The sequence below is a fragment of the Billgrantia montanilacus genome, from assembly GCF_003336675.1.
Taxonomy (GTDB): domain Bacteria; phylum Pseudomonadota; class Gammaproteobacteria; order Pseudomonadales; family Halomonadaceae; genus Halomonas; species Halomonas montanilacus.
In genome coordinates, this window is sequence record NZ_QPII01000004.1 from 114,795 (window position 1) to 128,641 (window position 13,847).

13 protein-coding genes are annotated in these 13,847 nt (G+C 62.2%); 9 read left to right on the top strand and 4 right to left on the bottom strand.

The genetic code is table 11. The annotated features are described in order from the left end of the window. Window position 1: 1 nt before the first annotated feature. Window positions 2–358 carry a hypothetical protein gene (locus DU505_RS07525; protein WP_114478382.1) on the bottom strand — a complete coding sequence of 119 codons (357 nt, stop codon included), beginning with the start codon at window positions 356–358 and terminating at the stop codon, window positions 2–4. Between the two features lie 256 nt (window positions 359–614). Between DU505_RS07525 and DU505_RS07530 the strand changes: the two genes are divergently transcribed. The 3 genes from DU505_RS07530 to DU505_RS07540 are packed head-to-tail and all read left to right on the top strand — an operon-like array spanning window position 615 to window position 4,661. Further along, window positions 615–1,856, top strand: coding sequence for a porin (locus DU505_RS07530; RefSeq protein WP_114478383.1), 1,242 nt, complete (start codon window positions 615–617; stop codon window positions 1,854–1,856). An 11-nt stretch (window positions 1,857–1,867) separates the two neighbouring features. After that, window positions 1,868–2,308: a type 2 periplasmic-binding domain-containing protein gene (locus tag DU505_RS07535; RefSeq protein WP_245947809.1), complete on the top strand. Its 441-nt coding sequence runs from the start codon at window positions 1,868–1,870 to the stop codon at window positions 2,306–2,308. Further along, window positions 2,301–4,661 carry a putative bifunctional diguanylate cyclase/phosphodiesterase gene (locus DU505_RS07540; protein WP_220250456.1) on the top strand — a complete coding sequence of 787 codons (2,361 nt, stop codon included), beginning with the start codon at window positions 2,301–2,303 and terminating at the stop codon, window positions 4,659–4,661. Before DU505_RS07535 ends, DU505_RS07540 begins: the two co-directional genes overlap by 8 nt. Window positions 4,662–4,707: 46 nt before the next feature. Here the strand turns inward: DU505_RS07540 and DU505_RS07545 are convergent, their stop codons facing one another. Beyond that, window positions 4,708–6,204 (bottom strand): dihydrolipoyl dehydrogenase, encoded by a 1,497-nt coding sequence (locus DU505_RS07545; protein WP_114478385.1) that lies wholly within the window; start codon window positions 6,202–6,204, stop codon window positions 4,708–4,710. Between the two features lie 231 nt (window positions 6,205–6,435). Here DU505_RS07545 and dbpA point away from each other — a divergent pair, with 231 nt between their 5' ends. After that, on the top strand, window positions 6,436–7,869 hold the full coding sequence (gene dbpA / locus DU505_RS07550; protein WP_114478386.1) for an ATP-dependent RNA helicase DbpA: 1,434 nt from the start codon (window positions 6,436–6,438) through the stop codon (window positions 7,867–7,869). Window positions 7,870–7,917: 48 nt separating this feature from the next. Next, the gene (locus DU505_RS07555) at window positions 7,918–8,784 is read left to right on the top strand and encodes a PA4780 family RIO1-like protein kinase (protein ID WP_114478387.1); all 867 of its coding nucleotides are present in this window, start codon (window positions 7,918–7,920) and stop codon (window positions 8,782–8,784) included. 165 nt (window positions 8,785–8,949) lie between these two features. Here DU505_RS07555 and DU505_RS07560 read toward each other — a convergent pair whose 3' ends face one another. Continuing rightward, window positions 8,950–9,138 (bottom strand): DUF3008 family protein, encoded by a 189-nt coding sequence (locus DU505_RS07560; RefSeq protein ID WP_114478388.1) that lies wholly within the window; start codon window positions 9,136–9,138, stop codon window positions 8,950–8,952. Window positions 9,139–9,526: 388 nt separating this feature from the next. Here DU505_RS07560 and DU505_RS07565 point away from each other — a divergent pair, with 388 nt between their 5' ends. The 4 genes from DU505_RS07565 to DU505_RS07580 all read left to right on the top strand — a co-directional run bounded on the left by DU505_RS07565 (window position 9,527) and on the right by DU505_RS07580 (window position 12,993). Further along, window positions 9,527–10,822: a putative bifunctional diguanylate cyclase/phosphodiesterase gene (locus DU505_RS07565; protein WP_114478389.1), complete on the top strand. Its 1,296-nt coding sequence runs from the start codon at window positions 9,527–9,529 to the stop codon at window positions 10,820–10,822. Window positions 10,823–10,888: 66 nt separating this feature from the next. Continuing rightward, window positions 10,889–11,140 carry a tautomerase family protein gene (locus DU505_RS07570; RefSeq protein ID WP_340148263.1) on the top strand — a complete coding sequence of 84 codons (252 nt, stop codon included), beginning with the start codon at window positions 10,889–10,891 and terminating at the stop codon, window positions 11,138–11,140. 249 nt (window positions 11,141–11,389) lie between these two features. Continuing rightward, window positions 11,390–12,145: a creatininase family protein gene (locus DU505_RS07575; RefSeq protein WP_114478391.1), complete on the top strand. Its 756-nt coding sequence runs from the start codon at window positions 11,390–11,392 to the stop codon at window positions 12,143–12,145. An 11-nt stretch (window positions 12,146–12,156) separates the two neighbouring features. Beyond that, entirely contained in the window at window positions 12,157–12,993 is an 837-nt protein-coding gene (locus tag DU505_RS07580) for an alpha/beta hydrolase (RefSeq protein WP_114478392.1), read from the top strand. Between the two features lie 55 nt (window positions 12,994–13,048). Here DU505_RS07580 and DU505_RS07585 read toward each other — a convergent pair whose 3' ends face one another. Further along, window positions 13,049–13,780, bottom strand: coding sequence for a YebC/PmpR family DNA-binding transcriptional regulator (locus DU505_RS07585; protein WP_114478393.1), 732 nt, complete (start codon window positions 13,778–13,780; stop codon window positions 13,049–13,051). Window positions 13,781–13,847 lie beyond the last annotated feature (67 nt).

Below are 13,847 nucleotides of genomic sequence, written 5' to 3' on the forward strand. Positions count from 1 at the left end.
CTCAGTTGGGTACTGCTTCGTGCCATGCTTCGTGACCGCAGCTCAGGCAATGGTAGAACGCTTCGAACCCGGTATCAGAGTCGACGGATTCACGCATTGTGCCCTTCTGGTAGGTGAACGAACGCAGTGAACAGACCGGACAGCGGGTCTCCTCATGGCGCGGCACAAGGGGTGGCGCCTTTTTCGGTAACGGGGTGGTGCTGGGCTGCGCTGGGGCCTCTGCCGCCACACGGTCGAGATCGGTGCCGAGCTTGGCTGCCAACTGGCGCGCCGCCTCGGCCTGCTCGTCACCTGCCAGCTTCGACAGCTTCCTGATCCCTTCCTTGACGGCCTCCAGCCGGGAGGTGATATCGGCCATTGGCGCTCTCCTGCGAGTTGCTGAGACGTGTCACTTCGTTATATCAGCATACCCCCATCGGTCGCGAGGAGCCTGTGAGACCGGGCGAAAGGAAGGTCGTTCTGGTCATGGGACGGTCGTTTGTTTTTTGCCGGTTGAGCGCTCGAGCGCTGGTGTGGCCCTAAAGTTTCTTCGGAATCGGCCGATAGAGTGAAACATGAGGGCAACACTTTCTATGCCCGTTATCTGTCACGAAGTTTATCTTGCGGTAGGGGTCATGTCGAAAACGCTGGGAATCGCTATTGCGGCAGTATCGCTCGTTTATGCGCTCATCGGGCAAGCTCAGGGAGCCGAAACGCCCAGGCTGATGCTCAACGGCTTTGGCACGCTGGGCATCGTCCACTCCGATGAAGATCGGGCGGACTTCACCTCGAATATCCTGGTTCCCAGAGGCGCTGGCCACTCCAGTGACTGGAGTGCAGAAGTCGATAGTCGGCTTGGCCTGCAACTTACCGCCGAGCTTACGCCACGGGTTTCCAGCGTAGTGCAGGTGATAGCCGAGCAGCAGCACAACGGTAAGTACATGCCGGAGCTAGAGTGGGCCAATGTCAGGTTTGACGTGACGCCGGATCTCAGCCTGCGTGCCGGCCGCATGGTGCAATCCACGTTCATGTCTTCGGAATTTCGCAAGGTCGGCTACGCCACCCCCTGGATCCGCCCCCCGCTGGAAGTGTACCGGATGATCCCGGTCACCAACTTCGATGGCTTTGATGCCAGCTACCGCTCACGCATCGGTGAGGTAACGCATACCTTGCGAGGCACCTATGGTCAGGCAGATGCCAAGTTCTCGGGCGGTGAGGCCAAAGCCCGCCAGGCTTGGGGAGTGTCCAGCACCCTGGAGTGGGGCGCCGCCTCGCTGTTTGGAAGCTACGGCGGTTCTCGCCTATCCATCGAGATGGCGGGCGTGGATACCTTTTTCGATGCCTTCCGCCTGTACGGGCCCGAGGGTGATGCCATCGCCGACAGGTACGAGACGCACGATAAACGCTTCGATATATTCAGCCTCGGGGCCAGCTATGACCCCGGCGACTGGTTCGTGATGGGTGAATGGGCCCGTTCGAACAGCCGGTCGATTATCGGTGATCTACGTGGCTGGTATGTCACCGGTGGATATCGCATCGGAGCGGTCACGCCCTATATGACCGTGGCGCGGGCCAGCGTAACGAGCAACCTTTCGGACCCGGGGCTTTCACCGGAGTGGTGGTGGCATCCCGAAGCACTCGAGGGGGCAGAAGCTCTAAACGAGGCATTAAATACCTGGCTACGCGCGTCAGCTCGGCAGAATACCCTCTCGCTGGGCGCGCGCTGGGATTTTGCCCCCAATATGGCCCTGACGGCTCAGTACGACCATATCGACATCGATGGCGGGTCCTGGGGAACACTGGTCAACCATCAGCCTGGCTATGAGCCTGGCGGAACGGTCAATCTATTCAGCCTCGCGCTGGACTTCGTGTTTTGAGGGGGCGGCGAGTGCGAATACGACTGACGTCAAGCGTCCTGGGGCTGTTCCTGGCCCTTATCGTCGGCAGTGCCAGTGCCGAGGTGGTGGTGGTCGTCTCGGCACAGAACCCCACCGAGAGCCTGACGCGTGCCCAGCTCACCGACATCTACCTGGGCAGGCTGAACCGCTTCCCCAGCGGTGAGTCGGTGACGCCTATCGACCAGCGGGAAGGCGCCACCGCGCATAGGCTATTTTATCGGGACTATCTTGGCCAGACCCCGGCGCAGATCAAGGCGCACTGGTCGAAGCTGATCTTCACCGGACGAGGGCAGCCGCCGCGTTCGGTCGCCGACGACAGCGCCATGGCGGATACCGTGGCGGCATCCCCCGATGCCCTTGGCTATCTCGACTCGACCTATCTCGACTCGGCCGAAGTGGGCGACCGCCTGCGGGTGGTGGTAATTGAATAACCCCGATGACAAGCATGGTCACGGCGTGTCAGATGACAGCGCGGTTGTGTGGCGCTGGCTGCATCGCCTGGTCGAGCCTGCTTTTCTCTTCACCGTCGTTGCGCTACTGGTACTGGCGGTCATCTGGGGCACCACCCTGAACCTCGTGGTAATGGAGCGAGAGACGGCCGACCGCACGGCAATGGCGTTAGCCGCCGATACGGCGGATACCTATGAAGCCCAGGTGGTACGGGCGCTGCGTGAAATCGATACGACCCTGAAGCTGGTGCACTATAGTCTGGATGACAGGCCTGCCCAGGTGGTGCTGGAGGAGCTGCGCGACCTGGGGATGTTGCCGCCCGAGCTGCTGTTTACGGTCAGCGTCGCTGATTCTCGGGGCAACGTGATTGCCAGCACACCCGAAGCGAGCCCCTCACAGCGAAATGTGGCGGAATACGACTTTTTCCAGCGTGCCCATGAAGAGGCGGGGATGGTGCTGGGATTGCCTCAGCGCAACCAGGAAACGGGGGAGTGGCAACTGTTCTTCAGCCGACACGCGCGAGCCCGGGATGAGGGGCTGGCGGTTATCGTGGCGGTCTCGGTTCAAGCCGGTTACTTCGTCAGCGGCTATGACTCGGATGTGCTGGGTGAGGATGGGGTACTGGCCCTGTTGGGAACTGATGGCATCTTCCGGATAAAACGCACGGGCGATCAGCTCAGCGTGGGGACGACGGTCGATTACAGCGCCATGGTTCCGGCCAGTGGAGCCATCGGGGGGCCGGTAGCGGTCAAGGTCAACCCCTGGGACGAGACCCGCCGCTACACCGTGACCAGGGAGCTTTTCGAGTTTCCGGTGGCCATCGTTGTCGGCCTGTCGGAAGCGGAGCGACTGGCGGAAGCCGAGCAGTCGGAGCAAACCTACCTCTGGTACGCCACCCTGGCAAGCTTGCTGCTTCTTGCGATTCTCTCCCTGCTGGGAAGGCTGAGCTGGAGGCTTCAGCGTACGCAGTCGAGGATCATGGAGGAGCGCGTCGACCATGCTCGGCGCGTGGAGTACCTAGCCTTTCACGATAACCTGACCGGCCTGCCGAATCGCGCCTATTTTACCCGGCTGCTGACCCAGGGCATGCAGCACTCGCGGCGCTACGGCAAGCGACAGGCGCTGCTGTTCCTCGATCTGGATCGCTTCAAGGCAATTAACGATTCCCTGGGCCACGACGCGGGAGACGACCTGCTCAAGGAGATGGGCAAGCGGCTCAGTGGCGCGGTGCGCGAGAGCGATGTCGTCGCTCGGCTCGGGGGCGATGAGTTCGTGGTGCTGATTCCCGAGGTCATCGATGAATCCCAGGTGACGGTGGTGGCCGACAAGATCCTGGCTGCAGTCAGCCTGCCCTTCACGCTGGTGGGCCAGGAGTTTCGCATTACGGTGAGCATCGGCATCGCCATGTTTCCGCAGGATGGCGAAGACGAACAGACGTTGATGAAACACGCCGATGTTGCGATGTATCACGCCAAGGAGCAGGGCAAGAACAACGCCCAGTTCTACTCCACGCAGTTGAGTACCGATTCGCTGGAGCGCCTCGCTCTGGAGTCCAGCATGCGCAAGGCGCTGGAGAATAGGGAGTTCCGCCTCTATTACCAGTCCAAGCAGGACATGCTCACTGGTCGTGTCACTGGCATGGAGGCGTTGCTGCGCTGGCAACATCCCGATCTCGGGTTGATCGCTCCCATGCAGTTCATTCCCCTGGCCGAGGAGAACGGACTCATCGTGCCGATCGGGCGTTGGGTATTCAACACGGCGTGTCGGCAGAACGTCGAGTGGCAGATGCAGGGCTTCCCGCCGTTGAGCATGGCCGTGAACCTTTCCGCCCGACAGTTCCTCGATGAGCACCTGCTGGGGGACATTAAAACCACCCTGGAGGAGACCGGCATGGCGCCGGAGCTACTCGAACTGGAGATTACCGAGAGCATGATGATGCTCGACATGCCGCGTACGGTTCGGATTCTCAAGGATCTCAAGCGAATGGGCGTGCGGATCGCCATCGACGATTTCGGCACCGGCTACTCGTCGCTCTCCAAACTGAAGGACTTCCCGCTCGACACCATCAAGATCGACGGCTCCTTCATCCAGGACCTGGTGAATAGCGCCGAGGACAGGAGCCTGACGGAGGCGATCATCGAACTGGGCAAGAGCCTGGGCCTGACGGTGGTAGCGGAAGGCGTGGAGTCGATTGAACAGGCCGACTACCTGCGCGTTCACTCCTGTGACCAGTTCCAGGGCTTCTATATCAACATGCCCATGCCGGCGACTGAGTTCGAAATGTCGATGCGTGACCAGTTTCGCCGCTTCGAAGACAGCAACCCGTCCGAATGACTCCGGTTGAGCATAGGGCCCGTACCCTGCACTGATTGTCAGGCGATCAGTCGCCGGGGCCATGTTCCATGCAGCGCTCCTCAATGGCGGGCCCTTGCTGAAGGTTGGCGCTGAGGTTGCGCAGGGCGCTACGGAGTCCTTCTTCGAGCACGGGGTGATAGAACGGCATGTCGAGCATCTGGTTGACCCCCATCCGCTGTTCCAGTGCCCAGGCCAGCAAATGGGCGATGTGTTCCATCTGTGGGCCGAAGAGCTCACCACCCAGGAATTGGCCCGAACCGTGCTCAGCGTAGAGTCGCATCAGCCCGCGATTCTGCCGCAAGACCGTGGCGCGACCCTGATTATCGAAGGTGGCTTCGCCAACCGCGATACGGTCGCACCCACCCAGGCGCTGTTCGAGGACGGCACGACGCAGCCCGACCGTCGCCATCTGCGGTTCGGTGAAGACGATGGAAAGCGGCGTGTTGCGAAGCCCGGCTCGCCGTTCCGGATAGCGGCCGGCGTTGTCCCCGGCGATGCGGCCCTGGGTGATGGCCTCGTGGAGCAGCGGCAGTTCCTGGTTGGCATCGCCGGCAATGAACACGTGGCTGCCACTTTCCTTGTCGTTCCTTTCGTTGTCGCTCCTTTCGTTGTCGTTCCGGCACTGCATGGTGAAGCGGTTGTAGAAGGGCACACCGTCCTCGTCGAGTGCCAGTCCGGCATTCTCCAGGTCGAGCCTGTCGACATTGGGCCGCCGGCCAGTGGCGGCAAGCAGGTAGTCGAAGCGTTCGACCAATCGCTTTCCGGTATGGCGTTCCAGGAAGGTGACAACCACCTGCTCACCGTCGCGTTCGATGGCTTCCACCTCGGCTGCGGGATCGACATAGAGCTCGTCGTTGAAGGTGCGATCGGCATACTCTTTCAGCGCCGGGTCCTCGAAGGACCCCAGTGAGCCACTCTTGCCGAAGATGCGCACCCGAACGCCGAGCCGATGTAGGGCCTGGCCCATCTCAAGCCCGATGATGCCGGGGCCGAACACGACGACCGATTCCGGCAATGTGTCCCACTCGAAGATATCGTCGTTGACGATCAGCCGGTCGCCCGCCGCCTCGAATTGCTTGGGCCAGCTGGTGCGAGAACCGGTGGCGATGACGATGGTGCGTGCCTCGATACGCAGGCTATCGCCGACGATCAGGATATGTGGTGCGCCGAAGCGGGCATGGCCCGTGATGAGGTCAGCGGCGTCTATCCGCTTCATCGATTCCAGGACATGGCCCACGAAGCCGTCGCGCTCATGCTTTAGACGGGCCATCACCGCGCGGCCATCGACCTCGACCGGGCCGGTGCGCACGCCGAACCCCCCTGCATCCCGGGCATGCTGGGCGGCATCGGCGGCGGCGATCAGCAGCTTCGAGGGCATGCAGCCGACGCGAGCACAGGTGGTGCCGAACGCCCCGCCTTCGATCAGCACGACGCTCTCCCGATGCTTGTGGGCAGCATGCCAGGCGCTCAGGCCGGCGCTGCCGGCTCCGATGATCGCGACATCGACCTCACGCGCTTCCATTGCTCTCTCCTGATTTACCGGGGCGCCGAACTGGAGCCCGAACGACTCGCTCCATTTCAGCGTAGAACAGGTTGCCGTGGGTTGGTGGGCTGGCCAAACCTGCGGCATTTCTCGCCCCATTCTGCTATTCTGTGCGCCTTCGGTTCTTGCTCCCTTCGGCCCTTACCTTGCGGCTCTCGCCCTCGTTCGTGCGTTACCCCGGCCCTCACCCATTATTGCAGGATCACTGCCGTGTCCGATTCCACTCCCGACCCCGACTCTTATGGCGAGGGTGCCTTTGCGTCGCTAACGCTGCTGCCGGAATTGCTCAGCAACCTGGACTCGCTTGGCTATCACGCCATGACACCGATCCAGGCCGCCAGCCTGCCGGCGATGCTGGCGGGGCGGGATGTCGTCGCCCAGGCGAAGACCGGGTCCGGCAAGACGGCGTCCTTCGGCCTGGGGCTGCTCACGCGGCTGACGGTGTCATGCTTCAGCGTCCAGGCCCTGGTGTTGTGTCCCACCCGGGAACTGGCCGATCAGGTGGCCGGTGAGATCCGCCGGTTAGCGCGTGCGCTGCCCAATGTCAAGGTGCTGACCCTGTGCGGCGGGGCACCCCTGGGGCCGCAGCTCAATTCGCTTTCCCACGGGGCCCATGTCGTGGTCGGTACGCCGGGGCGGATCGAGGAGCATCTGCGCAAGGGCTCGCTGAGCCTGGCATCGCTTGACACCCTGGTGCTCGACGAAGCCGATCGCATGCTCGACATGGGGTTCCAGGCCGCGCTGGAGGCGATCATCGGCGAGACGCCGCCGAGTCGGCAGACGCTGATGTTCAGCGCCACCGGCCTGCAGGGAGCCGGTGCGGAAGGCGTTCGTGCCATCGCCGAAGGCTTCCTGCGTGACCCGGTGAGTGTGGCGGTAAGCGAGACTCATGACGAGACCAGCATTCGCGAGCATTTCTACCGGCTGGGCGACGAGCCGGAGCGTTTCGAGGCGTTGCGCCTGCTGCTGCTGCATCATCGCCCCCCATCCAGCGTCGTCTTCTGCAATACCAAGCGTGAAACCGACGAGGTCGCCGAGGCCCTGGATAAAGCCGGTTTCAGTGCCCTGGCGCTACACGGCGATCTCGAACAGCGCGACCGTGATCGTCTGCTGATACTATTCGCCAACAAGAGCGCCTCGATACTGGTGGCCACCGACGTGGCGGCCCGGGGGCTGGATATCGATGCCCTGGATGCGGTATTCAATTACCGTATCGCCCGCGAACTCGAGGTGCATGTGCACCGGGTCGGGCGTACCGGCCGGGCCGGCAGCTCCGGTGTGGCCTGTACCCTGGTCAGTGAGCAAGAGGCGTACCGCCTGGAGCGGCTCGGCGAGTTTCTCGGTCAACAGCTGGTGACGGAGTCGCTGCCGTCCCGCCGCGCCCTGTCGGGCGATCCCATGGCGCCGCCCATGGCCACGCTTCAGCTCGATGGCGGCAAGAAGCAGAAGGTACGCCCGGGGGATATCCTGGGCGCCCTGACCGGTGAAGGCGGTATCCAGGGTGACCAGGTAGGCAAGATCAAGGTGCTGGAGCGCAGCGCCTATGTGGCCGTGCAGCGTGAGGTCGCCAAGGCGGCGCTTGCGCAGTTGAGCACGGGGAAACTCAAGGGGCGTTCGTTTCGCGCCCGGCGCGTCAGCCGCTGACATGCAGCAAGGCGATACGCTCGTAAGGCGATATGCCAAAGTGGTGATATGAAAATACCCAAGCGATTACAACCGCTGGTTGAAGATGGCATGGTCGACGAAGTCGTCGCCCAGCTGATGAGCGGCAAGGAAGCCCAGGTCTATGTGGTGCGTGCCGGCGGTGAACTGCGCTGCGCCAAGGTCTTCAAGGAAGCCAAGCAGCGCAGTTTCAAGCAGGCCGTGCAGTACCAGGAAGGGCGCAAGGTACGCAATAGCCGCCAGGGCCGGGCGATGGCCAAGAAGACCCGCTATGGGCAGAAGGAGCAGGAACAGGCCTGGCTGAATGCCGAGGTGGACGCGCTCTATCGGCTTGCGGCGGCGGAAGTACGAGTGCCCCAGCCCTTCGGTTTCGTCGACGGCGTGCTGCTGATGGAGATGATCACCGACGACGAGGGTTTTGCCGCTCCGCGTCTGGACGACGTCACCCTTACCGCCGAACAGGCGCGTGTCTATTACGCCAAGGTCATCGGCGACGTGGTGCGTATGCTATGTGCCGGCCTGATTCATGGCGATCTCTCCGAGTTCAACGTGCTGCTGGCACCCGACGGCCCCGTTATCATTGATCTTCCCCAGGCAGTGGATGCGGCCGGTAACAACAGCGCCGAGATGATGCTGGACCGGGACGTCAACAATATGCGCGCCTATTTCGGCCGCTACGCTCCGGAACTGCTCAATACCGATTACGGCAAGGAGATCTGGGCACTGTATGAGGCGGGGGAATTGCATCCGGAGAGCAAGTTGACCGGCTGTTTTGTCTATGACACCACTGCAGTGGACGTCGACGACCTGCTGGCGGTGATCGAGGACGCCCGGGAAGAGCAGGACGAGCACCTGGCAATGCTGGCCCGCAACGAGCAGGGTGACGACGAGGACTGAGCCGGTTGCTGCGGTCCGTAGCGTACCCGACGGTCCGCAGGATCACTCTCGAGTGGTTGCCGCCCGGAGATGATTCCCTTAAGTAATCTGGGCCGACGCAATAGGCTACGCTCAGGCTCCAATCTATGCTCAGGGTCTGGCCCATGCTCAGGGTCTGGCCCATGCTCAGGATTTGGCATTGTGCTTCGGCTTGTTCTTCTGCTTCGTCGAGGCCATCTTCTCCAGTTCCTGCTCATCCATCGATTCGTACATCTGCTTGGCGGCGCCATCGAGTTCGCTGACCTTCTTTTCTCCACGCTTGGCGGAAAGCGCAGCGCCGGCTGCCATCTGCTGGGCCTGGGACTTGGCTGGCATGGTTTTCCTCCTCAAGAGTCCATTCACTCCTCGAAACCTAGACGGTTCGACGCCGGGTTGCCATGGAGGAATGGTTTCCTAAGTATGCTGATTTGTTAATTGAAATATTCGTAAAAACCGATAGTTATCGGCAAGGTTTGACGCCTATGTTCAGTGCGTGATATTGGGAAAGGCGCCAAGCAACAACAAGACTACGATCCGCTTTTTCTGAGAAGTCTCTAATAAAAGAAGGGTCGGATTATTCTGCTGATCATGTACAGGAGAACGGATTTCTCATGCAGCAGCTTGCCACTAGCTTTCAGCCGCACGACCATGCAGTTCAGTTCTACGCAGACGAAGCCTTCCTGCCTTCTGACAACACCTCATCGAGCAAGCGTGGTGTGGTGATATGAGCAGTGAGCTGGCTGTTCCGGCCCGGCTCGATGAGCTCACCGGCTTGGCGACCCGCAAGGTCGGTGAACGATGGCTGGCGGCGCAGGTTGCCGCCGCCGCAGAAGGCGATAGGATAGCTGTGCTGCATATCGACGTGGATCAGCTCAAGGAGATCAACCACGCCCTGGGCATGCAGATGGGCGATGTCTATCTGAATCGGATCGCCCAGCGCATCAGGCGCTGCCTGGCCGATGGCGAGACGGTCAGTCGGCTTGGCAGTGACGAGATACTGGTGGTGGTGCCCGGCATCAGGCAGCCGGAAGATATCGCGGCTGTGGTCGAGCGGCTGCTTGTTCGCACCGGCCAGCCGATTGAGCTGGCTGACCATACGGTGCTGGCCAGCTGTTGCATCGGTGCCAGCCTCTTTCCCGACCACGGCCGCACGGTCAATGAACTGATGCGCCACGCCAACCTGGCCCGACGCCAGGCACAACGGCTTGGCAGGCGCCGATACCAGCTCTTCACGCCCGAGCTGCTTGATGATGGTCCTGATGCCCTTGTCCTGAGGGCGGCATTTCACGGTGCCCTGGCACGCGATGAACTGGAACTGCTTTATCGACCTCAGCTGTGTGCCCGTAGCGGTCAGGTCGTGGCGGTGTCGGCGCAGCCGCGCTGGCGCTCGAGCCGCTTCGGGGTCATGGAGTCAGGGCTCTGGATGGGGGCCGCTGCGGATAATGGCCAGATCGGCGATATCTGTCAGTGGATGCTGACCAATGCTTGTCGGCACGCCAGGTCCTGGTTCGAGGTGGGCTTCGGTCTGCGGGTAGTCGTGCATACCTCGGCGGAGGGGCTGCTCGATGGAAAGTTCCTCGACCGGGTCAATGTGGCCCTTGCCAGCAGCGACCTGCCCGCGGAGCTGCTGGAGATCGAGCTGACAGAGGATGCCTTGATCCAGGATCACCGGCACACCGCCCGGTTGCTGGAGCAGCTCAAGGCCAGGGGCGTGCGCCTGTCGGTCGGTGGCTTTGGCAGCGGGCACGCGAACCTTGGACACTTGAGCAGCCTTCCCCTCGACGTGCTCGAGCTCAGCGACATGCTCATTCGCGAATGCCTCGACAACTCCCGCCTTCAGGCGATCATTCGTTCCATCATCGCTATGGCCCACGAACTGGACCTCGAAGTCGTGGCCAGCGGTGTCAGCCTACGCCAGCAGGCGGACTACCTTCGCCAGCAGGGCTGTGACTTGCTGCAGGGCAGCTTGTGGGCACGCATGGAGTATCTCGATTCCGCCTCCGATGAGGCAGCGGATTGACGAACAAGGAGCCACGGACCCACTCATCGCCAACAGCGGTTTCGTCGCTGTCATTCTCCCTTGCGGTTGCGAAGAGGCGCCTTTCGGTCGACCATACAAGGCTCCGTTTTCGCAGGAGTCGACGATATGCCCATCGTGACCATTCAGCAATTTCCCCGTGACCTGTCTCAGAAGCGCGAGCTGGCGCGCCGTATCACCGAGGCCTTTACCGAGGTCTACGGCGCAAAGCCGGAAAGCGTTCAGGTTTTCTTCAGCGAGGTTGACCGCGAGAGCTGGGCCAAGGGCGGAGTGATGGGGTGCGATAACACTCCGGGCTGAGGGCTATACAACATGACCGGATACAGGCAATACGCATGATCAGGCATGAACAGAGAGAGTGGATCCATGCGCAGGGCGTTGGCGGCGGTAAGGCGGCGGGTGCCATGGCTCAGGGAGCCGCCGAGCCCGGCCTGAGTACACCGTCCGAATCAGGAACGCCTTGTGGCTGCTGTAGAGGGTATTGGCCAGTACTGAGTTGACCGGCACTGAGTGCAAAGCGTCCAGGAAGACAATCATAAGGAGACAGCCATGAAGCTTCAGCATGCCACCTGGCAGGAAGTCGAGCGCTACCTTGAACGCGCCAGTGGAATCATCATTCCCATCGGCTCCACCGAGCAGCATGGCCCCAACGGCCTGCTCGGTACCGATGCCATCTGCCCCGAGAGCGTTGCCTGGGAGCTGGGCGAGCGCCACGATATTCTGGTGGGACCGACCCAGAGCCTCGGCATGGCGCAGCATCACCTGGCCTTTCCCGGCAGCATCAGCCTGCGCCCCAGCACCCTGATCGCGGTGCTGCGCGATACCGTGACGTCTCTCGCACGCCACGGCTTCACCCATGTTTTCTTTCTCAATGGGCACGGTGGCAACATCGCTACCGTCAACGCGGCCTTCGCCGAGATCTATTCCGAGCGCAGCTTGCGCAGCGATGGCCAGCCTTCGAATGCCCTGCAGCTGACCCTGAGCAACTGGTTCGCCGGCCCGCGAGTGCGTGAGCTGGCCCAGTCGCTCTACGGCGATGCGGAAGGAGGGCATGCCACGGCGTCAGAAGTGTCGCTCTCCTGGTTTGCTCGCCCCGAGGCGGTCAAGGATGTGACCATGTCGCCCCGTATCGCCCCCTCGGGCAGCGCCCAGTGCGATGCCGACGAATTTCGTCGTCGCTTTCCCGACGGTCGCATGGGCTCGGACCCGTCGCTGTCGCGGATCGAGCATGGCGAGCGCTTCCAGGCCGCGGCGGTCGAGGATACCTGGGACGCGTACCGCGCCTTTCTTGGCCAAAGCCAGTAGTCGATCAGGTGATGCTGCGCATCCTCGCCTCTCTCGCGGCGATCTATGCCATCGTGGTGGCGCTGGCCTGGTTCTTCCAGGAGCGGCTGCTCTACCTGCCGCACATGGGGCGGGAGCATGTGGCCACACCGACGGACCGGGGCATGGTGTGGGAATCGGTTCAACTCGAGACCGAAGATGGCCTGACGCTGGATGCCTGGTGGATACCAGTCGAGAACTCCCGGGGAAGCCTGCTGTTCTTTCACGGCAATGCCGGCAATATCTCCCACCGCCTGGATTCGATTCGCCAGTTCAATCGGCTCGGGCTATCGGTACTGATCGTCGACTACCGGGGCTATGGCCGCAGCGAAGGCAGCCCCTCGGAAGCTGGAACGGCGAGGGATGCCCGGGCCAGCTGGCGCTGGCTGCTCGAGGAGGCTGAGCTGTCACCCGACGAGATCGTGCTGTTCGGGCGCTCGCTGGGGGCTGCCGTGGCGGCGGAGCTTGCTGCCGGGCTGGCGGCCGACGTGAGCCCGGCAGCGGTGATCCTGGAGTCGCCTTTCCGCTCGGTACCGTCGCTGGGCCAGAGCCTTTACCCGTTCCTGCCGGTACGCTGGCTGGCTAGCCTGGATTACGATACCGAAACCTACGTGACCCGTGTCGCGGCTCCGCTGCTGGTGATTCACAGCCGAGAGGACGAGATCATCCCCTTCCCCCAGGGCGAGGCGGTCTTCGAGGCCGCCAGTGAGCCAAAGGAGATGCTGGTTATCCGCGGCGGTCACAATACCGGGTTCCTCGATAGCGAGCCCGAGTACTCGGACGGCATCGACGCTTTCCTGGAGGAGCGTGCCGGCCTGCGCCAGCCCTGAGGTGCAGTGACTGGCCCGGCGGTCATTTCGATCGGGAGCCGATTCCTCCCGGCGCTCAGCCCTGCTCGTCCTGGACCTCGGCATTGTGGAACACGTTCTGCACGTCATCCAGATCGTTGAGGGTATCGAGCAGCTTGTCGAACATGGCGACATCGTCCCCTTCGACCGGGGTCGTGGTCTGGGGTACGAACTGGATCTCGTCGATCTCGAAGTCGAGCTCGCCGAAGGCGTCGAGCAGGGCCTGCTTGGCCTTGGCGTAGTCGGTATGCGGTGCAAAGACGGTGATGAGACCATCCTCGCTTTCGATGTCGGTGACATCCACGTCGGCTTCCATCAGCGCCTCGAGGGTGGCCTCCTCGTCGCTACCGCTGAAGGCAAGGATCGCGCAGTGATCAAACATGTGGCTGACGGTGCCGGGGGTGCCGAGCTTGCTCTTGGCCTTGTTGAAGCAGGCCCGAACGTCACCGAAGGTGCGGTTCGGGTTGTCGGTCAGGCACTCGACGATGACCATGCAGTTGCCCGGACCGAAACCCTCGTAGCGTGCCGGCGAGAAGTCCTCGCCACCCACGCCGCTGGCCTTGTCCAGCGCCTTGTCGATCACGTGCGACGGTACCTGATCCTTCTTGGCGCGTTCGAGAAGGCCGCGCAGGCTCAGGTTGGCGGAAGGGTCGACGCCCCCGGCCTTGGCGACCACGTAGATCTCACGCCCGTACTTGCTGTACACCTTGGTCTTGGCGGCGGCCGTCTTGGCCATGGATTCCTTGCGGTTCTGAAAGGCCCTGCCCATATCGTTGTCCCATTGCGTCTGACATGAGGCAGAATTCTACGAAACCGTTCCGGTAGGTAACAGCGTT